Source organism: Flavobacterium ustbae (assembly GCF_003946915.1).
Classification (GTDB): domain Bacteria; phylum Bacteroidota; class Bacteroidia; order Flavobacteriales; family Flavobacteriaceae; genus Flavobacterium; species Flavobacterium ustbae.
The window spans coordinates 228,948-255,288 of sequence record NZ_RPOC01000005.1; the positions used below are offsets into that span (position 1 = coordinate 228,948).

Annotated in this window: 18 protein-coding genes; 3 read left to right on the plus strand and 15 right to left on the minus strand. The window is 33.3% G+C overall.

Annotated features, from left to right (window positions below):
* The first annotated feature begins 82 nt into the window (after nucleotides 1–82).
* Complete coding sequence (locus tag EG814_RS21010) at nucleotides 83–256, plus strand: hypothetical protein (RefSeq protein WP_164515305.1); 174 nt, start codon at nucleotides 83–85, stop codon at nucleotides 254–256.
* A gap of 88 nt (nucleotides 257–344) precedes the next feature.
* On the opposite strand, the gene EG814_RS09615 is transcribed toward EG814_RS21010, so the two are convergent.
* From EG814_RS09615 to EG814_RS09655, 9 genes are all read right to left on the minus strand, one after another.
* Complete coding sequence (locus EG814_RS09615) at nucleotides 345–617, minus strand: hypothetical protein (protein WP_125721289.1); 273 nt, start codon at nucleotides 615–617, stop codon at nucleotides 345–347.
* Nucleotides 618–728: 111 nt separating this feature from the next.
* Nucleotides 729–1,346 carry a YciE/YciF ferroxidase family protein gene (locus EG814_RS09620; protein WP_125721290.1) on the minus strand — a complete coding sequence of 206 codons (618 nt, stop codon included), beginning with the start codon at nucleotides 1,344–1,346 and terminating at the stop codon, nucleotides 729–731.
* Between the two features lie 266 nt (nucleotides 1,347–1,612).
* Complete coding sequence (locus EG814_RS09625; protein ID WP_125721292.1) at nucleotides 1,613–1,939, minus strand: hypothetical protein; 327 nt, start codon at nucleotides 1,937–1,939, stop codon at nucleotides 1,613–1,615.
* An 11-nt stretch (nucleotides 1,940–1,950) separates the two neighbouring features.
* Nucleotides 1,951–2,472 (minus strand): AidA/PixA family protein, encoded by a 522-nt coding sequence (locus EG814_RS09630; RefSeq protein WP_125721294.1) that lies wholly within the window; start codon nucleotides 2,470–2,472, stop codon nucleotides 1,951–1,953.
* 10 nt (nucleotides 2,473–2,482) lie between these two features.
* Complete coding sequence (locus tag EG814_RS09635; protein WP_125721296.1) at nucleotides 2,483–2,995, minus strand: inclusion body family protein; 513 nt, start codon at nucleotides 2,993–2,995, stop codon at nucleotides 2,483–2,485.
* Nucleotides 2,996–3,022: 27 nt separating this feature from the next.
* Nucleotides 3,023–4,429, minus strand: coding sequence for a TULIP family P47-like protein (locus EG814_RS09640; RefSeq protein ID WP_125721298.1), 1,407 nt, complete (start codon nucleotides 4,427–4,429; stop codon nucleotides 3,023–3,025).
* A gap of 2 nt (nucleotides 4,430–4,431) precedes the next feature.
* The gene (locus EG814_RS09645) at nucleotides 4,432–6,624 is read right to left on the minus strand and encodes a TULIP family P47-like protein (RefSeq protein ID WP_125721300.1); all 2,193 of its coding nucleotides are present in this window, start codon (nucleotides 6,622–6,624) and stop codon (nucleotides 4,432–4,434) included.
* Between the two features lie 25 nt (nucleotides 6,625–6,649).
* Nucleotides 6,650–8,002, minus strand: coding sequence for a TULIP family P47-like protein (locus EG814_RS09650; RefSeq protein WP_125721302.1), 1,353 nt, complete (start codon nucleotides 8,000–8,002; stop codon nucleotides 6,650–6,652).
* A 954-nt stretch (nucleotides 8,003–8,956) separates the two neighbouring features.
* Nucleotides 8,957–9,418, minus strand: coding sequence for a YcxB family protein (locus EG814_RS09655; protein ID WP_164515306.1), 462 nt, complete (start codon nucleotides 9,416–9,418; stop codon nucleotides 8,957–8,959).
* Nucleotides 9,419–9,865: 447 nt separating this feature from the next.
* Between EG814_RS09655 and EG814_RS09660 the strand changes: the two genes are divergently transcribed.
* The gene (locus tag EG814_RS09660; RefSeq protein WP_125721306.1) at nucleotides 9,866–10,948 is read left to right on the plus strand and encodes a sensor histidine kinase; all 1,083 of its coding nucleotides are present in this window, start codon (nucleotides 9,866–9,868) and stop codon (nucleotides 10,946–10,948) included.
* 51 nt (nucleotides 10,949–10,999) lie between these two features.
* Nucleotides 11,000–11,188, plus strand: a complete 189-nt coding sequence (locus tag EG814_RS09665; RefSeq protein WP_235830949.1) for a response regulator — start codon at nucleotides 11,000–11,002, stop codon at nucleotides 11,186–11,188.
* On the opposite strand, the gene EG814_RS09670 is transcribed toward EG814_RS09665, so the two are convergent.
* From EG814_RS09670 to EG814_RS09695, 6 genes are all read right to left on the minus strand, one after another.
* On the minus strand, nucleotides 11,120–12,466 hold the full coding sequence (locus EG814_RS09670; RefSeq protein ID WP_125721310.1) for a collagen-like domain-containing protein: 1,347 nt from the start codon (nucleotides 12,464–12,466) through the stop codon (nucleotides 11,120–11,122). The two genes, EG814_RS09665 and EG814_RS09670, sit on opposite strands and share 69 nt — an antisense overlap.
* Nucleotides 12,467–13,527: 1,061 nt before the next feature.
* Nucleotides 13,528–14,934 carry a DUF1254 domain-containing protein gene (locus tag EG814_RS09675; protein WP_125721312.1) on the minus strand — a complete coding sequence of 469 codons (1,407 nt, stop codon included), beginning with the start codon at nucleotides 14,932–14,934 and terminating at the stop codon, nucleotides 13,528–13,530.
* A gap of 581 nt (nucleotides 14,935–15,515) precedes the next feature.
* Nucleotides 15,516–17,306 (minus strand): alkaline phosphatase, encoded by a 1,791-nt coding sequence (locus EG814_RS09680; protein WP_125721314.1) that lies wholly within the window; start codon nucleotides 17,304–17,306, stop codon nucleotides 15,516–15,518.
* A gap of 260 nt (nucleotides 17,307–17,566) precedes the next feature.
* The gene (locus EG814_RS09685; protein ID WP_125721316.1) at nucleotides 17,567–19,309 is read right to left on the minus strand and encodes a RagB/SusD family nutrient uptake outer membrane protein; all 1,743 of its coding nucleotides are present in this window, start codon (nucleotides 19,307–19,309) and stop codon (nucleotides 17,567–17,569) included.
* 16 nt (nucleotides 19,310–19,325) lie between these two features.
* Nucleotides 19,326–22,295: a SusC/RagA family TonB-linked outer membrane protein gene (locus EG814_RS09690; protein WP_125721318.1), complete on the minus strand. Its 2,970-nt coding sequence runs from the start codon at nucleotides 22,293–22,295 to the stop codon at nucleotides 19,326–19,328.
* Nucleotides 22,296–22,474: 179 nt separating this feature from the next.
* Nucleotides 22,475–26,170 carry a two-component regulator propeller domain-containing protein gene (locus EG814_RS09695; RefSeq protein ID WP_125721320.1) on the minus strand — a complete coding sequence of 1,232 codons (3,696 nt, stop codon included), beginning with the start codon at nucleotides 26,168–26,170 and terminating at the stop codon, nucleotides 22,475–22,477.
* Nucleotides 26,171–26,341 lie beyond the last annotated feature (171 nt).

Consider the following 26,341-nt stretch of genomic DNA (forward strand, 5'->3'; position numbering starts at 1 on the left):
ATGTAATTCTATAAATGCTGTTTTTTAAAATATAAGATTTGTTTGCCTCGTTTTCCGAAATTTATTTAAAATAACAATTAGTATGAAAACAAAATTTAAGAAAGGACAAAATGTAAAACAGGAGTTTGGCGGACCAATTATGACCGTAATTGGCTTTGAACCAGAACTTATAGAAAACATTATAACCCAATGGGAAGACGAAGAAGGAACTATTATAACAGGAAAATTTATGGATTCTGTTTTAGTAAATGCCTGATCAAATTTTGAGGGATAAAAAAATCCGAATTGCAAGAATTGACATGATCTGTCAATTCTCGCAATTCGGATTTAAATTTTATACTTTTTTAACTGTTAGTAGAGGCGCTTCCAGAACTTCCAGCTCCGCCGCTATTATCATTTCCTAGATTTTCGTCTGTTTCCTTTTCCTCTCGTTCGTTTTCGTCATCCCAGTCTCCAGTATTTGGCTTTTGCGCTGGATCACGATAGTTTTCCCCTTTTTCGTCTTCTTCCTTTTCAGAAAAAAACAATTCCTCTCCTGGAATTGGAACCCAAGTCGGTTCCTGATTTTGATTACGATCAGATTGTTTCTTGTTGTCGTTGCTATTGAAGATTTCCATATTATTATTTTTTAAATGATACTAAATTAAAATGCTTTTATTATAATTTAAAAAACCTGTAAATATGATTTTACTTATTTACAGGTTTTACATATTAAGTGTCGTAATCCATTATTTTTCAGCCTCTTCATCTTCTTCAGAAGCATCGAAATTGATTGTGTTGTAAGCCGCTTCTGTTAAGATTGTATCTGCTTCTTTTTCTTCCTCTAAAGTCTCTTGCAATAAAGTTGCGGCTTCTTCTTCGTTCAATGTCAAAGCAAAAGCGGCTAGTGTACCGTATGAGGCAATTTCGTAATGCTCAATTTTTTGTGAAGCACTAATAATTCCAGCATCTCTAACAGGTCCTTCTTGAGTCTCCTCCATAATGCTTTCTCCTTCTTTGATTAAACCTTCCATGGCATCACATTTTTTTGCAGCAGCTTTTTCTCCTAGAATTTCAAAAACTTTTTCCAGTCTTTCAACCTGTCCTTCAGTAACGGTCAAATGTTCATTTATTGCCGTAATAAGATTTTCTGAGGTTGCATTTTTAGCCATTTTTGGAAGCGCTTTTGTCAACGCTTTTTCTGCCCAATAGATATCTTTTAAGGAATCTATAAATAAATCTCTCAATCCTTCTGCAGCATCAGATTTTGCTTTTACCGTTCTTCCTTTAGATGGTGTTTGTTTTGTTGCACTTTGTTTTGCAGGAGCTTTTTTTGTGCTCGCTTTCTTAGTTTCTGTAGTTTTCATAATAGTTTTTTTGATAATTATATATTCCAAATTTAGAATTCAAACTACACTAATTTTTATAAAATTGTGAGCTTGACTTACAAAAAAACCACCATACAATACTGTATATTAAATAGATACTATATAAATCTAAAAAAACATTTTATAAATACACTTTTGACATAGTTTGTATATTTTAAAATTCGACAGCAAAAAAGCTCAATCCGGTTGGATTTGAGCTTTTTTCTAATTCTGAGCCAGTGTGTTTAGCTTTATAAAACAATTTGTTACTTAAATATATTTTTATTAATTGAAGTTAACAACGATTCATCAAAATTAGGAATTGCAGTTTTTATAGCCTTCAAAGGTTCATTTGCAAAAAGTATTGCATTATTTGCATCTGCTTCCAGCCATTTGAAAAATGTTTCATCAACTGATTTTAAATATTGAAAGAGCTTGTTCAATTTTGCTTTATCTGCTTCGTCTTCTACGCCATAACTTTCAGAATCTGGAACTTCTCCCATTGACATAAAATTAAGATGCACTAACTCTTTGTCTGCTTTTCCTTCGGGAATAACAGAAGTTTTTAGCATTATTTTTCTACTTGTATCCATTTTATTTGCTATTAATCGGTTATTTTTATGAAAGGATCCCAGTAATAATATCCTAAAATATTGCTGCTTCTGTCCAAAATCATAAAATAGAAAGTATAAGTCATTTCTCCAGGACTTAAAGCTGTAGAATCCCAAAAATAATTCTTGATTTCCTGAATCTTAGGATGTAAAGGATCACTCATAACAGGCAGAGGAACTTTTACATCGGCAAGCAAAGGCATTGGCGGTGAAATGATTAAATCTCCAGATTTCAGTTCAAATTTGTATAACAAACTGCAATACACGCTTTCCATAGATAATGTGGTTGATCGCCAGCGAATTTCGTCCAAAGTCTTGATTTTTATTTTTAATTCTTTTGAGGCCTGTCCGAAAGAAACAAACTCTGAATTTGCGATTAAAAATATTAAAGGCGCCGGAATTACTGTTGGATTGGTAGCTGTTCCTCTTGGATACTTTTCTACCAAAGTTTCACCATCAAGCACAATTAAAATATCAACAATACTCTGAAGTTCATTTGTGTTTTGATTACTCATAATAGAAAAATTAATCTGTAATTTCGATAAATGGATCCCACCAATAGTATCCCTGAATATCACCAGAACGGTCTACGATCATAAAGCTGAAATGATAGGTAACTTCACCAGGTTCTAAAACCGTACAATTCCAAAAATAAGTTTCGATTGTCTGAGTTTTTGGCACTGTTGGATTTGAAGGATCAGGAAGCGGAGTCTGATCTTTTGCCAATAATGGAAATGGAGGTGAAATTAAATTTCCGCCTGAAGTTGCCACAAATTTGTATAGCAAAGCAGAATAAACCGCATTTAAAGAAAGTGAAGTTTCTCTCCAGCGTATTACATCTAGTGTTTTGGCGGCAATTTTCAATTCATTTCCTGCGTTCCCAGAAATGGCATCGGCACTTTTTGTAATCATAAAAATCAAATTCGGGTCTGTAATTTGAACTGGATTATTAGGATCGGTATTTTTACCGAATTTATTAATTATAGTTTCAGCATCAACTGCTACGAGTACATCTATTATTTCTTGTGTTGAAGTCATTATTGAATTTATTAAGATTTTTGTTGATTAAATGAATAGTGGATCGCCACCCAATTGTAAAGAAACATTGAGGCTCGCATAATCGAGTTTAAAATCGGAACTGTCAGTCCAGGTAATGGGGCTTACTGCATTAATTAATAATAAATCTATTGCAGGCGAATCATCTGTATTTACGGCTTCAATTACATCGGGAACAATCATATCTAAGCCTAATACAAGTCCAGCGATTAATCCCCCAACAATCAATGTGGCACCACCTGTTACAATGGTGAGTATAATCATGGCTACGGCAGCAACAATGGCAATTATGAGCTGCGTAATAATCGAACCTTCAGATCTATGAATTACATGCTGAATATCTGCCGGTTGAGACTCAACAAACTTAAGTGTCTGCCCTTTTTTTGAATCTCCCAATTCAACTTTATACCAATTTGTAGCAGTACATTGTGCTGTAATTCCAGCAGCAATTTCAGTTTCAGTATAACTTTGTAGCGTCAGAATTTGTCCGTCAGATTCTACACTCAATTGTTTTAAGACAGGCTGATAAGTAGAGCCGTCATGTTCTACAGGTTTAATATTAACAGCAACTCCATCTTTAAGATACAATTTGGTTCCAGCATCGTTCAATAAAAAATTAGATTCGTTAAGCCCAGGATACGCTTGCTCAATTGCTGGTCGTATTACATCTGCCAATGTTCTTTTTTGAGAAATAAGAAAACCCGCTTTGCTTTTTTCTGGAATAATATCATTAGAGATTTGATTCGCAAGATCATCTCCGGTTCTGTCTCCAGTCATAGTTAAAACTCCCAAAAGACAATCTTCTAAATTTTTCCCATCCAAAAAGGCATAACTGCTATAATTTGGGGTCACAAATTCCCAAGTACCTTTATCAACCATTCGGTTTAGGTCTACAACAGTAAAAATATGGCTAAATGTATTCAGATTATCATTTAACCACGATTTTAAACCTTCCTGAATTATAGCTTCAGAAACGGTTCCTAAATCCTGACTTAATTCTAAAGAGACCAAAACCACTACAGGTTCTGATTCTGAACTGCTGGTTGTTTTGAGAACCAACGCATGTGGATTACCGCTTGAAGCATTCTTCACTTTCGAATCTTTATGCGGTACATAATGCATATTAACTTCCATTATAGCAGTTCCTGAATCACATGTGACTATTTTTCCTGAACCAATATAGGTCAAAACAATTTTTGAAAGCGGAATTGAAAAACGAACATTCTTTCCTGATCCGCCTTTGCAAATTTGCCAGTCTCCAAAATTAGAGGTCAAAGAAAAATCAGTTTCTGAATAATTAAAATTAGAAGGAGATGATTTTTTGTCGACGATCGCTTTATTAGCATCTGGCACCGGGATACCAAAAGAAGTATCCCAGCCAAATGTATATACTGCATTACTATTACTAGCCAACATCGTTATTGTTTCGATTTTGTTTTTAAACCGACTTGTAAAGAGGAAGCCAATGTTGCGTTTTTTAAATCGTAACCATCAACACCAGGCCAGCTGTAAGGAACAATTGCATCATCTGCAAATTCATCAAAACCTGGAACATCTTCCCATTTGCCTTTTGCCATCGCTTCCATAGCGGCTTCTATAGCGGCTTGAGTAGCTACTCCTGCGCCAATTAGACCAGCAATACCTCCCAAAATTTTCCATCTTGTCGCTGTAAAAGCATTTTTAAATGCCGGCCATCCGCCTCTGGCTTGTTCAAGTCCATTTACCAGTGCGTTACCTTCATTAAATTCTTGTTCAACTTCAGATATATCTTCAAAAGCATCAGCAAAGGCATCAACTCCAATTACAGCAGAACCAGCATCTTCTGCAACCTCAACAATGGAGGCTGCCGCTCGAATTCCGTCAATAAGAGGTGCCACTACAGCAATCAAGCCAACAACTGCCATTACTGCATCTTCGACAATATTCACTGTGATTGATGCCTTTGTTTTAGTTACATTTACGGTCATATTTTTAGTAACCTTGTCAAACCAGAAAATTTGTTTTCCTCCTATAGCTTTTAATCCTAAAGATACTTGCTCCGTATAATTAATATGAACATCATATTCCCAGCTTTCAGGATACAATAAATCTATAAATTGAATTTCCAAATAACTATTAATCAAACTCATTTTAAACTGTTGTTTTTCGATCGTAAAAACCATTGAGTTGTACATTTTTATTTTGGTCGCGTCTTTATCATCAAGCTCCAAAAGGTATTGTGTTTTTAAATCTGGACTTGCCAAATACCAGCTTAATCCCTTCGCCGATACATGAGCAGCATACCCATTTACCATAATTCCTGGATCATAATAGCCTTCTCCTTGCTGACCTGTAGAAATCCATTTCCCTTTTAGTTCAGCAACTAATGCATCTGATAGTTTGTTGTTATCCAAATCTGCGATGTTGCTAGAAGATATAGTAGCAATAACGGTATCATCTTTTTTAAAGCGTCCCCAAGTCAATTTTTTGTTATTGGTAACAGTAAGTCCATCATTTGCAATATCAAATGATGTCGCTGCTTCATTATTAAAAATAACTTGAGCGCTGCTTAACATCATATTTTTCATAAAAGCTACGCCACTTATCAGGAATCCAGCGTTGGCACCATCTTTATCCGGAATTGCATTTGGAGAAACCTGATGACTAGCTGGAGAAGTATTGCCCTGAGTCATTGTTAAAACTCCAAAGACACTATTTTCCAACGTTCCGTTATCAGTAACAGCGTAACTTGTTCCAGTTGGTTTGATCCACTTGTATTTGTCACTATTTGACAAAGCAGGACTTAAATCCAGAGAACTAAATACATGGTTAAATTCTCCGATATTGGTATTAAACCATTCACTAATTATTTCTTGTAAAACTGCAGCTGCAATACCATCTGTTTTATTGTTTTTAATTGTAACGATTACTACTGCAGGCTCCTCTTCACTTATCGAATTTTCTAGAATTTTAAGGTTATTTTTCCAAGAATCTTCAAATTGATAGACTTGCAAAAATTCACTTTGGTATTTATCTTTATAAAAGAAAATATAATAATTTGCTTTCCCGTCTGTAATTACCCAGTCTTTATCAATATTAATAACTTCTACAGATGATGCTGGAGACAAAGTTTTGCCATGAGAGGTAAATTCAGCTTTAAGACCATCACTTAGAGAACTGTTATTTAGAGCATCTTTTATAGGATCTATTTTCTTATTGTCTCCTATAGAAAAAGCAAACTGATCAGGATTAGGAACCCATTGCATTCCTACCTCAATAATAACTTCATATCCTTTTACATCATATTTTTTTGAAGGGCCTGCATTAAAATTTCCACTTACAAAAGGACAATTCATTCTAATATTTTTACCGTCTCCCCCTATGGTTAATTGCCAAGGACCTAAAACCCCTGTCAGGTTGTAATTTGGATCATCTGTCGCGACTTGAGAAACATTTTTTGCTTTATCGTCTATTTTTGCCCAGCTATTGCTAATAGCTACATTGGCATCATTAAACCGAATCGCAAATACGGTATCCCAATCGTTGGTATCTGCATTTTTGTTCACTGGCAGTTCTTTCACTACCTCTGGAGCTGGGGCTGTTGGTGCGTCTGTTGTTGTGAGAGTGTTCATGTTGATTAATTTTTTGATTTGTTTGTTAATTTAGATTTCCGTTTACAAATAAGGCTCCGTTTAAACCGGCATCATTTGATATAAATTTTTCTCCGTCTTTAGTAGACCAATTAATTACATTCGAAAGATTGACAACTGATCCTGAAACGGCATCACTCAGATTTGAATTAATGTTTCCGATTCCCACATTATTTACTTCATCAGAAAAATCATTTATGCTATCTACAATAACTGAAATAAGTCCAGGCAAAGAAGTAATTCCAAGAGCAACCAGAATAAGCCAATCGTACCATGGAATATCTTGATCATGATGTGTAATGGGATTTGAGTCACCTAAAAATGTAATAGCAGCGTTAGAATATTGTAATGGACTGGTGTTTTGGCAACTCCAAGAATAGCTAGCGTTAGGAAGTTTTCCGAGTCCAAAAAAGAATTTTAACGGTCCTCCTCCCGATGTAATAGTTTTAAGACCATTTCCTGAATCACTTGCTGTAAGTTTGAAAGAACTTGCTGTAATAGTCCCCTTTTGTGTTTTAACATTAAAATCACCATTATTATGAATTACACAACTCTCATCTGTGCTTACATCTGTAGAAAAATTTCCAGTAGCGAAAGCACTTTTAATCGAAGGCAAAACAACATTCTGAAAAAATGATTCTTGAGAAACTAATATAATCGAGTTACTATTTGGCACCAAAGCCATTGAATCAAATGCGGGAGAAACGGGCCATTTTTTATCTGTAAGATTGCATAAAAAGCAAAGTGCATCATATGTTTTTCCAGTACTGTAATAGTAAATCCATTTGTAGGGAGATAGCCAAGAAGCAACTTTGCCTGGTTTTGGGAATACATCTGCAAAAATATAATTGATTTTCTCTCTGTTTTCAAACAAAATATTACTGGTATAACCGCGTAAAAGCCCAAGTCCAATTGTATCTAAATGCTTATCTGGATCCAAAATTTTTACTACCGTCACATATCCTGGATTATGAGGATCTGTGGTCGATGTTGGAGAAAAAATCAATTTTGTTATATCACCGCTTCCAGAAGTTTCTTGTATGTCACTCGAACCTAACCACCCCAACGTAACTTCAATTAATATAGTTACATTTTCAAGATCATAACTGTTAGAAATTGGACCTTCAATAGATAAATAACCATCAGAAAGAGGCATTGAAAAACGTAATAAAGAATTTTGTCCGCCTTTTATAATCTGCCAAGGATCCATTTTAGCATTCAGTGTTATAACAGAACCGCTTTCTGAATCTGTTCCCGAATATTTTAATTCTAAATCAAGTTTCTGGAGATTAAAAATCAAAATTTTATTGACTTCTTCTGTAGAAATAGCAAATGAGTAATCGTAACCGTATGTTCGCATATTTTTCTTTTTATCTTATTCTGTTATTAAACTTCTTTGAGAACAATCTAACAAGCCATACTACATGACTTTTAGCGATAATTTTTCTGACACCGAGAATGATTTGTGTCATAAAAATGAGACATAAAATTAAGCCTTACAAATGTTTACTATTTTCAGGACATGACATCAAGTATAAATACCTGATTATTAAATTTTTACAATTACATAACAAACAAGTACAAAAAGAGCAGTAAAGTAGAGCAAAATGTAGCTAAATAGTAAATTAGGATTTATACTTTTCTGCTACAAAAGATCGGAATCTCAAAAAGAATTTGGAGTAGAAATCGCTTTTTGATTAATAAAGTTGAAATAGAAATTTAGATTCTGCTATTTTATTTATAAATGAGGATTTTGGTGCTAGGAATGATATTCCGGCAGAAATTAAATAGCGGTAGAGAAAAAAATAATCAACTACAAATATTCCATAGGAATTAAATATCTATTGAAAAAAATAGAACATCTATAAATATTCCGTTAGGAATTAAATATCGGTGAAAAAAATAGAACGCCTATAAATATTCCGTAGGAATTAAATATCGGTGAAAAAAAAATAGAACGCCTATAAATATTCCGTTAGGAATTAAATATCGGTAGAAAAAAAAATAGAACGCCTATAAATATTCCGTTAGGAATTAAATATCGGTGAAAAAAATAGAACGCCTACAAATATTCCGTTAGGAATTAAATATCGGTAGAAAAAAAATAGACCGTCTAAAATTATTCCATAGGAATTAATATCGGTGGAAAAAAATAGACCGCCTAAAAATATTCCGTGAGAATCAAATATCGGTACAAAAAAAAAATAGACCTCCTAATAATATATTCCGCTAGGAATTAAATATCGGTAGAAAAAATAATAGACCGCCTAAAAATATTCCATTAGGAATTAAATATCGGTGGAATAAAATTATGTTACAATTTTATAATATGCGTAACGTTTTTTTCGACAAACTCAATCAAGTCTTTTATTTTTCTTTCTTCATAATCTTTTTTAGAAACGGAAATAATATAACCATTTCGTTCCTTTATGTAGAAAAACAAAAAATTTTTAGTCAGGATTACTTTTTCAATTTTAGACCAATTGTGTATTAGCCCCCCCATAGGCGAACAAATTGAGATTTCAGAGCTTGTAAAATTAAATCGGTACTTGTTTAGGAATCTTTCAAACTTCATCAATTTTTTTGTAAGCTGAAAAATCACTTTGCAAATGGTATCAGCTAAAGCATATCCAATTACAATAAAAAGAATAATGAGAATAGCACTTCTAATAAGCCATTGAACAAAATCAATTCCTTTATTAATATTAAAAAAATCAATTATTATTGTTAAAACCAGAATTATAAAAAAAGCAGTGACAATTCTGTCTTTAAACAAATGCTTAAAATACATTTTGTTTAATTTCTTAATTTCATTGATGTTCAATTCAAACTCTAATGAAAAACTAGAACCATTCATGGTATTTTTTGTTTATTAGTAATCTTCTTGGAATAATACAGTACAAAGATATTTTTAAGCAGGGTGTGTTTTTGCACTTTGAAGATTTTAAAATATCAGATTAAGACAGTTTTTAGAATAAAGAGCATAAGAAAAAAATGGTGTCTGAAAAAAGATAGAAAATCTAGTTTTTTACTATACAAAAACATCTAAATAAAACTCCTCTAAAAATCAAAAAAACAATAACATAAGACAAAAAATAAACATCTATTTATTTTATTTTCAAATAGTTAACAAAAAACCTTATTATATATTTTTAATACAATTAATTGGTTACATTTGACAAAAAAATTTAAAATAAATACACAAATTTCTTACAAATAAATAATGCTAGCTGAAGAAAATCTTAGAGAAAAAATTAAAGAATTGAGTTGCTTGTATGAAATCTCCAAAATAATATCCGATTCTAATTGTGTTAATCCTGAGGCATTATCTAAAATTATTTTAGCGACAAAAAATGCTTGGTTATTTAATGAAGATGCCGTAGTAGAACTCCAAGTAGATTCTTATAGTTTATCAACTTCGAACGAAAAAAACTTTCGAATCTTTCAACAAAGTAACATCCTAATCAATAAAATAGATTACGGTTACATCAGAGTATCTTATCCTGATTCTTTATATTCTCAAAAAGATTTTGCAGCAGATGAGCAAAAACTTTTAGATATGATTGCGCTTGAGATTGGCAATTATGTCGAGAAATATCAAATTTTAGAAAGAAAAGCAGCGCTTCAGAAAATAATTGAACGTATAAATCGTTTAAATCTTTTAGGAGAGCTCACAGCTGGCATGGCTCATGAATTGAACACACCTTTAGGAAATGTTCTAGGGTTTGCCGAATTAATTAAAGACCAAAATTCAAATCCTGAAATTGATACTGAAATTTCTGTAATAATAAATTCCGTTATATATGCTCGAGAAATCGTAAAAAAGTTTTTATTTTTTTCTAACGAAATGCCACAAAAATTTGAGGTACAAGAAATTAAACCTATTGTAGATTTTACGATATCATCATTAAATCCAACTTTTCAAAAAAAACAAATAAAAAACAAAGTTATATATAAAAACGAAACTATTACTGCAAAAATAGATGCTGTACAAATTACACAAGTTCTTTTTAACCTGCTTATAAATGCTATCTATGCCTCTCCAGAAAAAAGTTGCATAACAGTTATAGTAGAAAATGATAGCAAAAATTTATATCTAAAAATAGAAGATCAAGGAACTGGAATTCCTGACAATATCAAACAAAAAATATTTGAACCATTTTTTTCGACAAAGCCTTATCATAATGGAAATGGTCTCGGTTTGAGTGTTGTACACGGCATTATCAAAAATCATAACGGAGAAATTATAATTCATAATAACGTTCCAACAGGAAGCATTTTTACCATAAGACTGCCTTTAAGTTAAAACGAAATGAATAAAAAAGAAAATATACTTATTGTCGATGACAATAACGATATGTTAGATTTAGTCGAGCGTCAATTAAAAACTTTTAAATATCATACCTACAAGGCATCTTCTGTAAGTGAAGCCATTGAAGTTTTAAAAAATTTCAATATAGACTTGCTGATAAGCGATCTAAATATGCCAAATATCAATAGCTCCTGTTGCACCTGTCGCTCCAGTTGCACCTTTAAGACCGTCTAAATATTCTGTAATGCTTTTTCCGTCGTTGCCAGGAATCTCTTTCCAGATCTCAAAAGCAGATTTTCCGTCAGCTCCTGTTGCTCCTTGTGGTCCTGTTATTTCAGTCCAAGTTCCGTCAGCATTCTGAACATATACCTTTTTGGTCTTATTGTCCGTATAAATATTAACGCCTTCGCCTGGGTAGCCAGCTTCTCCTCTATTTCCAGGAGCTCCGTCTCCGCCAGCTAAGCCAACTTCTCCTTTATCTCCCTTATCTCCTTTGGCACCAGTTATTTCAGTCCAAGTTCCGTCAGCATTCTGAACATATACCTTTTTGGTCTTATTGTCCGTATAAATATTAACGCCTTCGCCTGGGTAGCCAGCTTCTCCTCTATTTCCAGGAGCTCCGTCTCCGCCAGCTAAGCCAACTTCTCCTTTATCTCCTTTATCTCCTTTGGCACCAGTTATTTCAGTCCAAGTTCCGTCAGCATTCTGTACATATACCTTTTTGGTTTTATTGTCCGTATAAATATTAACGCCTTCACCTGGGTAGCCTGCTTCCCCTTTGTTTCCAGGAACTCCGTCACCGCCAGCTAAGCCAACTTCTCCTTTATCTCCTTTATCTCCTTTGGCACCAGTTATTTCAGTCCAAGTTCCGTCAGCATTCTGAACATATACCTTTTTGGTTTTATTGTCCGTATAAATATTAACGCCTTCACCTGGGTAGCCAGCTTCTCCTCTTTTTCCAGGAGCTCCGTCACCGCTTGCTAAACCAACTGTTCCGTCTTTTCCATCTTTTCCGTCTTTTCCGTCTTTTCCGTCTTTTCCGTCTTTTCCGTCTTTTCCTGCTGTACCACTTCCACTAATTGGTGTCCAAGTTCCATCAGGCTTTTGTACGTAGACTATTTTTGTAGTGTTATCTGTATAAAGAATCACATTCGGTCCTGGATACCCTGGTTCTCCTTTTGCAGGAGGCACGATATCACCAGAACCACTAGTAGAAATTTCATCGGTTGTAGACAATTTTCTCCAACGTCCATCGTACCAGTAGTAATACCCTGGCTTGATATCTGAAATTAGTTCAGTGTTAAAAACCAACAAACTATTAACATTACCATTAGTTATAGTTGTTTTGTCAGTCGAATTTTTAAGCGCAACTCTCGGAATCATAATACCCTTGTCGTTGGCAAAAACTTCTAACTGTGTAGAAGGATTTGGATCCAGTTTTCCTACTCCTACCTGCGAGTAGGCTGAATATGCACCCAAAACAAAAAATAAAGGCAGTAATCTATTCTTCATTAGATTTGATCATTATGAATTATTAATTATTTAAGTTAATATTAGAAGTAGCAAATTTTCTGAGCAACTGAAAATGTATAATATAACTATTTGAGTCAAAGCCATTTTTTTTCGAAATAATTCTCAACAGAATTGTTTCTTTTTCTTTAGAGGCAATAAATCGTTTATCATATTGTTTTTCAATAGCATAACAGTTTTATTTTGTTACAACTAAATGATGATTTTTTATCATCTGAATTATGGTGCAAAGTTCCAGACAAATACTACTTTTATTGACCCATAAAAGTTTTTAAACTAATAACTTAAGACATTCTTAACAGATTTGATTACATTCAATACCTTGTTCTTTAACTACTTACGATATTACTTCGATCAAAACTGCCCTATTTTACAGGTATTCACGCTAATAAAAAGGAAAGATTTATGTTCTTTTTATCTTTTTTCACTATCCATACTTTTAGTTTATTTGCACTATATTTAAAGTATATATTTGCATTTAAAAGAATAGTAATGATACTAATCTATAGTTCATTATTGATAAAAGAGAGAGGCGTAGAGGAATTTTCGAGTTGCTACATAATAGCATTCTAGATTTTAGATATCTAAGCGTATAGATACTCGGTCTGGATTTGTCACCTTAAAAGCAACAAACGTAAAGGCAGATTAAAGGTAACTGCCACTTCTAAATTGGGTAGAAGAATCATAATACAGTTTCTTAACAAAAAAAAAAATAAGCAATATCAAAGCTTAAAGACTTTGGTTCAATTATATATTACCTTTTTTTCTTTTTTTAAACGTCTTGAATGCTGTGTTGGTTAAGGAAAAAATTAAAAAGCCTGAGAATAATTTTCACAGGCTCTTTTTGGGTTCAGATCATTCATTTTCTCGATAAAAATTGTTTCGAGTCCTGTTAGCACAATTTTTATCAAGGTATTTCAAATGAATAGCCACTTTTTTAGTGTGCTTACAATTTATATGACAACGTATCGCTTTTGATACCTTCGAACTTCGTTCTTGTCGAGTATCTAACGTTTTATAATGCAGAGGGACAAATTCAAATTTTATTGAACCTTCTCTGGTAAAGGTAATTTCCAAGTACCATTAACGGCATTAGAATCTGGCCCATAAATTCTCATTACAAAATTGAAATCTTGATTTTTAGGAGTTGGAAGCCAATTACTCTCTTTATCTTTTCCTGGAGAAGTTGCATATAAATAAATAATTAGGTCTCCGTTAGCTTCATATTTTAAACCTTTTGTGTTCTGGCCTATAGAATAGCGTTCTATCGGATTTGGAACTAAAAATCGCTTAGGCAGATTATATAATGTTATACTCCAAAAATATTTTGCCTTTGGAAGCTGCTGTTTCGAAAATCGAAGTACATAATTATTTTTTCCGTTTAATTGATTCTTATTATTGTCATCTTTAGTTCCGACATAAACAGCTTCTTCTTTTGTGTTTCCATAAAGCCCCATTGCAGCTGCTATAGCACGGTTTAGATAATTATTTTTAAGATATTCTCTTGTGCCAAATAAATTTCCTGCATCGGTAGTTTTACTTACACCGGCTTCAAGTTCTTGTTTTGCGTCTGCAATTCCTTTCTCAATAGCTTTGGCGGTTTCTTCATCTAATTTAGAACTGTCAAAAGGTACTCCTGGTACAATTCCGATCTTAGCAAACTGTGCTCTCAGTTCTTTTTCGCTACTATCCTCCTTTGTATATTGCAATAAGGCATTTAATACATTAATAAATTCTGGAGAGCTATAATCTGATTCATTCCAGACTGGGAGTGGCATATTATACTTTTTAACAGCTGGCGCTGCTTGGTTTGTATATTGATGCAATGGAATTAATTTATATTGATCCTGAATTTTTTTAAGATTAGGAATATCACTTGGACTATCCAATTCTGTACGTCCAAGTAGAAATATTAAGTTTGTTTCAGATTGCAGCACTTTATCAATTCCAGCAGGTTTTTCACCTTTCCAATCTGGTCCTGCAATTAGATATTTTCCTCCATTATTGCCAGATACACGTGAACCTAAATACTCATAATTGAAAGTATACAGATCTATAAATTGCATTACAAAGTAACGGTTTCCTTCAATTTTTGGGATTTGAAGCACAAGCGGTTCATCTGAAACATCAAGAGCAGCCATTGAATACGGAGTATCATTATTTATTGTAACAACCAAAGTATCCTTAGGCGTAGCACTAGCTGTTGAACTTTTAAATTTATTAAAACCTCCAACAAATGTTTTAGAATCTTTATTAACTGCATTGGCATAGATGGTCTTATAGTTATAAAACATTGGATATCCGTATATCCAGGCCTGTTTTGCAATTGCAGTAATAGAGTCCGAAGAAATTGCTTTATTTCCCGTAGCTGTGCTATCTTTTGAAGGATCTTTTTTGCAAGCCGTCGCCGCTAAAAATAGAATGGATAGCAAATAAGTTATTTTTTTCATAATCTAAAAGAATTTGTACACTCAAATTTAGATTTTAAAAAAAGACTTTAATTTATCAAATGATAAAAATTGGTTGCAAATTATAATTTGAAACCAATTTCTATCATTTAAGGCTAACAAAAAGCATCTCATATAAATAAAATCTTTATTGCAATAGCGGAAAAGATCTAATAAAAATTCTAATGAATTGTGATGTTTCTATAAAAAACCCGCCTTTATAACTTTAAAAAAGCGGGCGGGTTTTAGGAACATTGGGGGCTGTTCTTTAAATTTTAGAATTATATTTCAGACACAATTTTTACTAATGTCCATTTTATTCCCAGCGGATTTTTGATGATTTTATTTAACACATAGAAACATAGATTTTTTAGTCTCAGTTAAAGGATATCAAAAAGAAACTCGTTTCTTAACACATAGCTATGCGTTTTAATAGTAAGTGAAACGCCTTCTTAGCTATCCAAAACCTATGTTTCTATGTGTTAAATTCTTTTAACACAGATTTAATGTTTTTTAAAGTTTTGAGAAAAATCATTTTAATGCTTTTAATCTGTAGCAAAAACTACTTATACGTTTTCCTTCAATTATTTTAAAATTGAAAGTATTTTATGAAACACTTCATTATTTTCATAAACTCCTTGAAAATCTTGTGAATGCGGGCCATAAGCAAAAATTGGAACCATCGTTGCAGTATGATCATTGGTTATAAAATCTCCTTCTATTTCATGCTTTTTCACATTTCCCTGCGGAATACCAAATCCTGATGTTTCATGATCGGCTGTTACAATAACTAATGTTCCTTCATTTTGGTCTGCAAACATTAATGCTTGTGCGATCGCAGTATCAAAATCTATTGTTTCGGCAACAATTCCAGCAGCATTGTTAACGTGCCCAAAACTGTCAATCTGCGCACCTTCAACCATTAGGAAAAAAGGTTTTTTCTTCTTGCCTAAAAATTCCAAACTGTATTTTGTTGCATCTGCCAATAATTCGCCTCTTCCTTCTAAAACTGATGGAACTCTGCCCTGAGAAATAAAAACACCAACAGCATCACTATTTTCTGTTTGCATGTCTTTAACCGAATTCAATATTTTAAATTTAGAATTTACTGTAGTATTTTTAAATTCATTGGCTCCTCCAGCCACAAACAGGTTCAGTTTACTTTTTAATAAATCTTCTGAAATTCCTTTTGCATCAGATCTTTCTTCTCTGTGCGCATAAAAAGAAGCTGGCGTTGCGCCGGTAATTTCGTCTGTAGAAATTACGCCGGTTGAGAAATTTCTTTTTTGCAAAATTTCTGAAATATTTGGAATTGGTTTTCTCAAACTATCAGTTCCAATTGCTCTGTTATTGGTTTTCTGACCTGTAGCCAATGCGGTTCCAGCAGCTGCAGAATCGGTTGTAAAATCATCTGCTGATTGAGTTTTTATAAAACCAATACTCTTTAATTGCGTTAAAGACAAAGTTCCGTTATTGGCTAAAACTGCAGATGAAATTTGCGATAATCCATTTCCGTCTCCAATTAAAAGAATGACATTTTTTACAGGCAGATTTTTTTGATCTGTTTTATAAGTCGGAATATAAACTTTTGACGAAGTAGTAGCTGTTACAAATCTTTTAGGGAAAGATTCCAGATATTGAACGCAATTATAAGGTTTGTCGGTGTTTATAATAGCTACGCCTAAATTTAAAAAAGCTTTCCAGGCACTTTTTGTATCTGGACAGCCCCAAAATCGGAATGGTTTATTTAATGCTTTTCCTTTTGCAACAACACCGCTTACTCGATTATAATCATCATGTGTCAATCTTCCCAATCCGTTCCAAACAGAATATTTTTTGAAATCTACACTGATCATCGCAACTTTTTCCCAATTTTCTTTAGAAATGGTTTTATCTATTTCTTGGAAATCAAAGAAAATAAAACTCGGATATTTTATATATGTTGAAGCGTCTGGCCTATTTCCAGATATTATGATTTTAACATCATTATTATTGCTTATACTTTCATATTTTTTTAGAATCGAAATAAGCTTATTAAGAGTTGGTTCAGCTTCAGTCTTTATATCTATTAATAAAAATAATTGGTTTGCTTTTTTATAATTCATTTTTAAAGCCGTTTCTAAAGGCTTTAAATACAACTCTTCTAAAGTTCTAGAAGTACTAATGTTTTCTTTATTATGAGCGACATATAAATTATTGTCTTTCAAAAAAATATCGGCTTCGATAGATGTTGCTCCATTAGAATAGGCATCCCAAAAAGGAATAGTGTTATTGTAATCATTATGCGAATGCACTTTGACTGGATTCTGAGCGTGCAAATGAATTTCCACAAAAAAAGAGAAAAACAAAAGACTGAATATAAATGATGATTTCATTTTAGAATTTATTACTGAATTTTAGAAAAAAAGAGTAGGTTTTGGGGGCAAAAAAGGGAGGAGTATCGAGCTGCTATGGCAGACCGTAATTCGAAAAATGCAAAAAGCTTTTTGGGATCAAGCCTTTGTAATGTATAATAAAAACAGGGCTTTTTTATCAGCCCTGTTTTAACAACTAACACAAAAAAGACTGCCAATTTTTATTTGGTACAGTATTAAACGGCAGCCTTTTAATTCAATATAAAAAAAACAAACTTAAACTAGTATCCTTTATTCTGTACTAAATAGCCAGGAGTATTAGACGCTCCATCAATTGCTACTTGCGGAATTGGGAACAATCTCTTATTTACATCTGTATCCGATTTCTCTGTCCATTTATCTTCAAAATGGCTGAAACGAATCTGAGTATTTCTTCTTAAACCTTCCCAGTAAAATTCGAAACCGTATTCTCTATACAAAATATCTAAGTTGATTGCCGGAAGCGCCGCTGGAATTGGAGCACGAGCTGTTCTTGAAGTTCTTACTGTATTCATGTCTGCTAATGCACCTCCGTTATCACCTTTTCTTAATTTAGCTTCGGCACGCATCATATAAATTTCAGCATATCTTAAAAGAACCATATCTACACTACTGTAATTATTTCCGTCTGGAGAAGTATGGCTAAATTGGTATTTAGAAACTCTATATCCAGAATAGTGCATACTACCTTCTTTAGTAAAATCAACTTTCTCTGTCAAGTTTACATAACCTACATTTTTATCTGGTCCGTTACCTTTAATTTGTTTAACTGGATAAATTCTATAACCGTTATCACATTTGTAGAAAGCTCCGTTTGCATCTTTTCTTGCTGCCCACGGAATACCTCTCATAATTCCTCTGTCAATTTCAAATTCTTCTGCGTTTACACAATAGTAATGATTCTCATCATTTAGCGGTGAAAGTCCAGTAAGGTCTTTCAAATTAGCTGGAACTTTTGCATTGTTTTTATAGAATCTTGAATCAGCATCTGCTGGATCTACATTTCCATAAGCACTTACCCATGTTTGGTAAAAATCAGATGTAATTGCTGGACCGTCAGTTCCATCGGCATTGATAGATTCTGGTCTTGGAAACATTGATCCTGGAATTGACCAGTATGCCCAACGGTTGTGTTCGTCTTTTAAAACACCACGCTGATCCATTGCAAAAATTACTTCTTTATTCGAATTGTTATCATCATCAAATAAATCAAAATATTCTGGAGATAAACTGTATTTACCTGAGTTAATAATGTTATCTGTATATTTAATAACCTTGTCCATATCTGCTGCTGTAAACTGAGGTGTTCCGTAAGGATCACGATAAACAGCTGCATTAAGATTCAATCTCGCCAAAAGTCCCCAAACTGCACCTTGAGTCATTCTTCCTGGACCTTTAGTATTGTTGATAACATCGGCTACTGACAATAATTCTTCTTCTATATAAGTAACAGCATCTTGTCCGCGAAGAATTTCTGATGTAGTAGAAGAAGATTCTTTTTTAAACACCAATCCCCAGCTGTCTAATGTCATCATATTTAAATAAGCTCTAAGGGCTTTCATCTCGTAAAGTGCTCCTTGTGCTTCTGTATTTCCGTCTTCTGCAAGCGGAGTCAATACTTCAATAGCTGATAATGTTCTTGAAATATTTTTAGTCAGCTCATTCCAAGTACTTGTCACCAAGTCATTTGTAGGTGTAGTAGTATGTGCATGCACTGCTAAATATTTACCTCCATCGTACCAGTCTGTACCTCCTCTGTAAGGTAAGATACCTTCGTCACTTGCAATTAACTGTAATCCAAAATTGTTTGTATGTATCCAAGTTGCTTTTAGCTGACCATAAGCTGGTGCAATTGCCCCACTGATAGCCTCTGCCTGTCCTGCACCGTCTAGGGATTCGTCCAGTACGTTTTCTTCTAAATCTGTACAGCTCCAGGTAAATAATAAACCTAATGCAAGAGCTGCCACTATTATTTTATTTTTCATGTTTTGTTCTTTTTTATTAAAATGCTACGTTTAAGCCAAATACGATAGTTCTGCTTCTTGGGTAACTGAAATAATCAATACCAAAAGACTGAATATCACCAACTGAAGTTCCTGTGTTAATCTCAGGATCAAAGCCACTGTAGCTTGTAATTACAAATAAGTTTTGTCCTGTAATAGAAAGACGGATATTGTCCATTACGTTATCCAATCCAATCGATTTTGGACTTAAGTTATATCCTAAAGTCGCATTGTTTAATCTTAAGAAACTACCGTCTTCTAAATATCTGGTAGAAACTGTATTAGAATTTGTAGAAGCTTCGTTTAAATATTGTGTAGCTCTGTCTGTCGTATTAAATGAATTGGCTAAACTTCCTCTGTTGAATGATGTCATTGCCACGTGGTTGTAAATTTTATTTCCTTGTGCTCCGTTGAAATTAAAGCCTAAATCCAAGTTTTTATATTTAAAATTCAAGTAGAATGCATAGATATAATCTGGTAATGCACTTCCTGCAACAATACGGTCATCGTCAAGAATCTGTCCGTCTCCATTTGTATCTGCAAATTGGTTTAATCCGTCTGGACCAATTCCTGTAAAGTCAAGCATGTAGAAAGAACCGATTGGCTGCCCATTAAGTACACCATTAATTGTAGCTCCAGACTGTCCGCCTCCTTGCGCTCCACCTGTAGTCAATATTTTATAAGGAGAGTTTTCTACTTTATTATTAGTGAACGAAATGTTTCCACCAATACTGTACGAGAAATCTTTAGCTTTATCACTGCTGTAATCTAACGCTACCTCAATACCATTGTTTTTGATCTGCATATTTGGAATATTTGTCCAATATTTAGATGTTGGCTGAATAGGATCTGTAGGCGCTACTTCAAGTAAAATATTTTCAGACACTTTGTTGAAATAATCTACTGTTCCAGATAATCTGTTGTTGAACAAACTGAAATCTAAACCTATGTTAGCCTGTGTTGAAACTTCCCATTGGATGTTAGGATTAGCCAAACGTGTATAGATTGAACCATAAGGATATCCTGCCAAGTCTGTAGCCGATGGATCTAACGGATACGTGTCGCTTCCTGTATTACTTTCTGTATAACTTGCTTTTGTAATTTTTGAAGGAATCTCCTGAGAACCTGTTTGTCCCCAACTCGCTCTAAGTTTTAGATTGTTTAATGTTTCAGATTCTTTTAAGAAATCTTCTTTAGTAATATTCCAACCTAATGCAACAGATGGGAAATATCCGTATCTATTGTTTTTACCAAATTTAGAAGAACCGTCGGCACGCATTGTTGCTGTAAGCAAGTATTTATTATCGTATCCGTAGTTTAATCTTCCAAAGAAAGACTGAAGCTCATTTTCTACTGCAGATGATGACTGAGTTGTACGCTCACTTGCTGTTTCAATCTGATTTTTTGGCTCTACACCATTATCAGGGAAACCAGATAAATTATAACTTTTCTGATATACTTGTATTTTCTGATACGACTGACCTGCTAAAACCGTGAAATTATGAGCATTCTTATCGAAAGTATACGTTAAAGTATTCTCATACAAAACGTTATTATTATTTGTAATTACGTTATTTAAAGACCCTAAAGTAGTATTAGTTGCAGACGAATAAGGTAAAACTTGAATATCTCTCTCAGACATTGAATAATCTACTCCAAGATTAAATTTGTACGTTAATCCTTTTATGAATTCGTAAGATGGAGCAATATTAGCCAAAATACGATTGTTGTTTGTTTCATCAGAGTAAATTCTCTCACTGATTAAAGGATTTAAAACATCATTACTTAAGTTAACATTTGGTTCTCCGTTAACATATAATGCATCTGTAGGGTTCATTGTTAGCATGTTACCTACTACAGTTCTTGCATCTGGTCTTGAGTTTTCAAATTTAGTTGCTGTTAAATTAAACGCAACATTAAATTTATCGTTTAATGCTTTTTGAGTTAGATTTAAACGTCCAGAATAACGTTTTAAATTACTGTTTCTTAAAACACCTTCCTGATTGTCTCCACCAACAGAAGCAGAATAAGTAGATTTATCTGTTCCACCACTCATCGAGAAGTTAACGTTTTGAGAAACACCTGTTCTAGTCAATTCATCTTGCCAGTCTGTGTTGGCACCGCCATCTTGTAAATTTCCATTTACAGCCACAACTTGTCTTCTAAATTCATCTGCACTAAAAACATCTACTTTATTAGCTAAAGAAGAATATCCAGTAGTTACATTAAGATTCATTTGAGTTCTGCCGCTTTTTCCTTTTTTAGTAGTAATTACAACTACTCCGTTTGCTGCTCTAGAACCGTAAATTGCAGATGCAGATGCATCTTTAAGCACTTCAATACTTTCTATATCCTGAGGGTTGATAAAGTTTAATGGGTTTGAGGCAACACCATTATTAGTATTATCTAAAGCAAAACCATCAACTACATACAGAGGAGTAGTTCCAGAACGTAAACTTCCAACTCCACGAATAATAATATCTTGATTTGCTCCAGGCTCACCACTTGCGGCAACAACGTTAACTCCGGCAACTTTACCTTGAATTAACTGTCCTGCATTAGCAACAACTCCTTTATTAAAATTTTCAGCTTTTACAGAACCAATTGCTCCTGTAACATCAGATCTCTTTTGAGAACCGTAACCTACAACTACTACTTCGTTAAGAGTACTTACCTCTTCGGCCAATGAAACAGTCAAATTTTGAGCTCCAGAAAAAGAAACCTCTTTTCTTTGAAATCCTACATAGGAAAAAACTAAAACACCTGAATTTTGCTGTGATTTAATTACAAATTTCCCATCAAAATCTGTTGTCACAGCTCCTCTTGGTTCTCCCTTAATAAATACAGAGACTCCAGGAACTGGTACTTTTTCAACATCAGAAACTACAGCTCCCGATACATTTACTTGTGCATAGGAATATGACATACATCCTAAAACAAGAATTAAAAATGCATAAATTTTTTTCATTTAAAATACTTTTTTTGTTTTGCCAAAAGTATCTTAACGATCCCTCCAAAAGGAGGATTTTTGTTTTTCAAAAGAGGACTTTTAATTCAATTTAGGATAGAATTAACATCAAAAAAGGGGTGTTTTTGTTCATTAACTTTGCCCTAACTTTCTATAAATACAGTGCTAACAAAAAAAAACTAGACAGAAAGCTCCTTATATTCCTTCGGACTCTTTCCAAAATACTTTTTAAAAGAGCGTCCAAAGTATTTTGGGTCATTATAACCACACTCAAAACTGATTTCTGAAATGTTCAACTTCTTTGTTTTTAACAAGACTTCTGCTTTCTGGAGACGAAGTGACATTAGTATATCTGAAGGTGACTGATTTAAAGTTTCTTTAAATAAGCGATAGCATTTCACTCTTGAAATCCCTAATTCGTCTGCCAATAATTCTACATTAAATAAAGGATTCTGCAATTGATTTCTAATAATTTCTAATGCCTTTTTTAAAAGTTTTTCATTTGCAGTTATATGCTCATTGTTTTCTGTTAAGATTTCGAATATTTTCTGCTGAATTTTATATTCTCTTGCCGGTTCTTGATTCTGATGTATTAAACTGTCTACTTTTTTCTTTATAAACGAGGCACGAGCCGGAAGTTTAATATGAGTATCAATACCTAATTCTAACAACTCCTCATCGAGTTCGTAATTAATATCTTCAGAAATATAAATAAGTGGTATTTTTAGAGTTGTATTTTCTTTATTTGATTTTAAAAAATTAAAAAGCTCTTTTGAAAATTCTGCCTGATAAAAAACTATGGCCGAAACTTCACTATGTTTGATTACAGCATTTAGATTTGAAACCGAATTTTCAAAAATCAAGTTGTAATTTTCGCTTTCCAAAACCTGATTTGCCACAGGATTATTATAGGCATCACCAACAACTAGGAGACATTTTTTATCTTCAGAAAATTGCTCCTGAGAATTAAAATTTTTCCACGAAATGGTTTCTTTTAAATTTAAATCCTCAGCAATTTGTATCGGAATACGCAAAACTGCCTTAAAATGTTCTTCGGATGTCGACAATATTTCTCCTTCTAGATCTTGCAATAAAACCTGCAACGCTCTAAAATAAGGGCTATAATGAGAAATATTGTACCAATTATTCTTTAAAATAACGCTGTCTGAAGTGGTTTTGATTTCTAGATAGCCTTTTTCATACCCAATCATAATCTTTAAAGTACTGTCTTTATCAGAGTATTTGCTTAAATCATTAAAAAAATATTGAAGCGAAAGTTTTAAACGAAGTAAATCTACTGCTGCAAAGCAATCCATGTTCGTTATCTCGCAATTGAAATTGACCTGATTTATTTGCAGGTCTTTCTTTAATTTTTCAACATTATTCTTTAATACTGGAAACAAATCTGTTGCCGTTTTCTTCAAAGGGCCAAGTTCTTTAACATGTTCCAAGTAATTCCATTCCGATATAAGATTGACTAATTTGCCCGACTGAAGTGTCAAATCTTTGTGCGCTTCTGTATCCTTTTTAAAGGAACTGGAAATTTTAATTATTTGCGAAATTGGTTCCTGAAATTCAGCAAGCATAAACGTTTTGAATTTCTCAATTTCAAAATTTTCATTTTTTAAATTGCTATGCAAAATCAAGAGTTTCTCTTTTTGCTCTACTATTTTCTTATTCTTTTGATCTAGTTCTTCGTTAATTTCTTCCAGATTTTTTTTCTGATTTTCGATAACTGTCGTTCGTGCTTTTACGAGATCTTCCAAATATTTTTGCTGAGAAAGAACCGCTTTATTTTTAAGATACATTACAACAACACAAACAATAAGCACCGAACCAATTAAAAAAACATAAAACAATCCAGATTCATAAAAAGCTGCTCCAATATGAAGTTCAAAAAAAACAGGTTCTACAACGCCATTCTTACCTTGCTTTATTAAAAACCGATACTCGCCAGATGATAAATCTGTATATTCAATTTTATTATTTGATGGCAATAAAACCCAGTTTTCATCTTCTCCTTCTAATTTATAGTAGATGTTAGCCTTTTTATCTCTAGGAAAAAGAATCGGTATAACTTCTATTTCCAATTGATTATTGCTAAAGCTCTTTTCGATAGTTTTTAGATAATCTTCGGTACCATCTATTTTAAGCCTAATTTTTGCTTTCGAATTGTCGTAATATAGCGTATTTGGATTAAAGTAATTCAATCCGCCAACTCCACCAAAAAACATATTGCCTTTAGAATCCTGATAATAAGCTCCTTCAGAAAACTCTGGAGCTTGCCATCCGTAAGATGGATTATAAGAATCAACGCCGTAATTCTTTTTATCGATAGAAGCAATTCCTTTAGTAGTGCTAACCCAAATTTTGTCGCCATTGTCAATAAGTCCGTAAACCATATGGCTCGGAAGTCCGTCGTTTTCTGTGATATTTTTTATCAGCCCCTTCTTTTTATTAAAGATACTGACACCGCCAAGAGAAGCAATCCAGTAATTATCGGTTTGTTCGTCTATAAAAACAGAATAAATGCTATTGCCTAAGATTCCTTCATTTGCAGTAATATTTTTTAAAGTACCTGTATTTAAATCAAATACAAGCACTCCATTGTTTTCTGTTGCCAATATAAGATTGTGATTGTTTTTTCTAACGCATCGAATATGATATTTGTTTAGCAATTCCTGACCTCTAAATTTTTCAAATTTTCCTGACAGCATATTAAATTTTGCTAGACCTCCCCAGCAGCCCATCCAAATCTGTTTGTTCTGGTCCTCGCACATAGAATAACATCTGGCAATAGACAAACCTGGAATACCGCTATTTTCAATACTTGTAATTCTATTGTCTTTAATTCGTAAAATACCTTTGTATGTTCCCGCCCAAACTGCTCCGTCACTTGCCGTAAACAAAGTTCTTACACGCTCCCAATCTGGAGCAGAAACAGCTTGATCAATTTTGAATTTTGTAAAAAAGCCATTGCCTTCATTAAAATAGTAAATCCCTCTAGTATAAAATCCGAGCCACATTTTTCCTTTACTATCTTTGGTAACGGCTCTAATTGTTTCGGCGGGTAGATTGGGCTGCTTTACAGGATGCGGTGTTATCAAATTTATTCTCTCAGAACCGGTATAGGCCATACTTAGACCACCGTCCTTTTGCCCAAGCCAGATATTGCCGAAATCATCTTCATGAAGTGTTTCTATTTCGTTACTTTTAAAAGAATATGGCGTATATAAATCGGAGGTAAAATGCTTTATATTATTTACTTCGGAGTTATTGGTAATGATATATATTCCATTTTCGCGAGTGGCAAACCATATGTTGCCTTCCTTATCTTTTAAAACACCATTGATAATTAGTTTTGGATATTTTCTTAGCAGTATATTTTTAAGGCTGGTGTAATCATTTGACTTTACTTTGTTATAAGGAATTACAGAAAAGGATTTATTCTTGAATTCAAAATAACCATCATCTGTCTGAACTACTATATTTCCCTTTTCAGACAAATGAATATTTTTCGGAATACTTTTAAATTTGAAACTTTTAAACTCCTGTTTTCCTATATATTGATTAATATCTCCTTCTTTTGTAATGAGCCAAATATTGCCATCAGCATCTTTTTCTAATTTGGTAATGTAGTTGCTAGAAATGGTTTTATCGTTATTCTGGTCGTTTTTGTAAATCTTAAAACTGTAGCCATCAAAATAGTTTAGACCATCCCAAGTAGCAATCCATAAGCCTCCATTGCTGTCATTTTCTACATCATTTACCGAGTTGTTGGACAACCCTTGATTTGTTGTAAAATTTTCGAACTTAATCTCTTGCGCAAAGGCGAATACATTACAAATAAAGAAAAAAAATAAAGACCTGATCATTGTGTAGCATTTTAACCCGCAAGTATACAATCACAAGGTAAATGGAATATAAAGTCTAGGTTAAATTAAAAATAGACAGGCCAATATATGCCGTAAAACAACGGAGCTGTACTACTTTTCTGCGATAAAAAACTAAAATAATATGAGACAAAATATTTTATCGGTAAAGTC

Excerpts from the sequence above, each read along its gene's own strand:
- EG814_RS09645 (WP_125721300.1), bottom strand. The coding sequence starts at position 6,624 with ATGAACACTCTCACAACAACAGACGCACCAACAGCCCCAGCTCCAGAG.
- EG814_RS09695 (WP_125721320.1), bottom strand. The coding sequence starts at position 26,170 with ATGATCAGGTCTTTATTTTTTTTCTTTATTTGTAATGTATTCGCCTTT.
- EG814_RS21010 (WP_164515305.1), top strand. The coding sequence starts at position 83 with ATGAAAACAAAATTTAAGAAAGGACAAAATGTAAAACAGGAGTTTGGC.
- EG814_RS09690 (WP_125721318.1), bottom strand. The coding sequence starts at position 22,295 with ATGAAAAAAATTTATGCATTTTTAATTCTTGTTTTAGGATGTATGTCA.
- EG814_RS09620 (WP_125721290.1), bottom strand. The coding sequence starts at position 1,346 with ATGAAAACTACAGAAACTAAGAAAGCGAGCACAAAAAAAGCTCCTGCA.
- EG814_RS09640 (WP_125721298.1), bottom strand. The coding sequence starts at position 4,429 with ATGTTGGCTAGTAATAGTAATGCAGTATATACATTTGGCTGGGATACT.
- EG814_RS09635 (WP_125721296.1), bottom strand. The coding sequence starts at position 2,995 with ATGACTTCAACACAAGAAATAATAGATGTACTCGTAGCAGTTGATGCT.
- EG814_RS09660 (WP_125721306.1), top strand. The coding sequence starts at position 9,866 with ATGCTAGCTGAAGAAAATCTTAGAGAAAAAATTAAAGAATTGAGTTGC.
- EG814_RS09670 (WP_125721310.1), bottom strand. The coding sequence starts at position 12,466 with ATGAAGAATAGATTACTGCCTTTATTTTTTGTTTTGGGTGCATATTCA.
- EG814_RS09685 (WP_125721316.1), bottom strand. The coding sequence starts at position 19,309 with ATGAAAAATAAAATAATAGTGGCAGCTCTTGCATTAGGTTTATTATTT.
- EG814_RS09625 (WP_125721292.1), bottom strand. The coding sequence starts at position 1,939 with ATGGATACAAGTAGAAAAATAATGCTAAAAACTTCTGTTATTCCCGAA.
- EG814_RS09665 (WP_235830949.1), top strand. The coding sequence starts at position 11,000 with ATGTTAGATTTAGTCGAGCGTCAATTAAAAACTTTTAAATATCATACC.
- EG814_RS09615 (WP_125721289.1), bottom strand. The coding sequence starts at position 617 with ATGGAAATCTTCAATAGCAACGACAACAAGAAACAATCTGATCGTAAT.
- EG814_RS09630 (WP_125721294.1), bottom strand. The coding sequence starts at position 2,472 with ATGAGTAATCAAAACACAAATGAACTTCAGAGTATTGTTGATATTTTA.
- EG814_RS09680 (WP_125721314.1), bottom strand. The coding sequence starts at position 17,306 with ATGAAATCATCATTTATATTCAGTCTTTTGTTTTTCTCTTTTTTTGTG.
- EG814_RS09650 (WP_125721302.1), bottom strand. The coding sequence starts at position 8,002 with ATGCGAACATACGGTTACGATTACTCATTTGCTATTTCTACAGAAGAA.
- EG814_RS09675 (WP_125721312.1), bottom strand. The coding sequence starts at position 14,934 with ATGAAAAAAATAACTTATTTGCTATCCATTCTATTTTTAGCGGCGACG.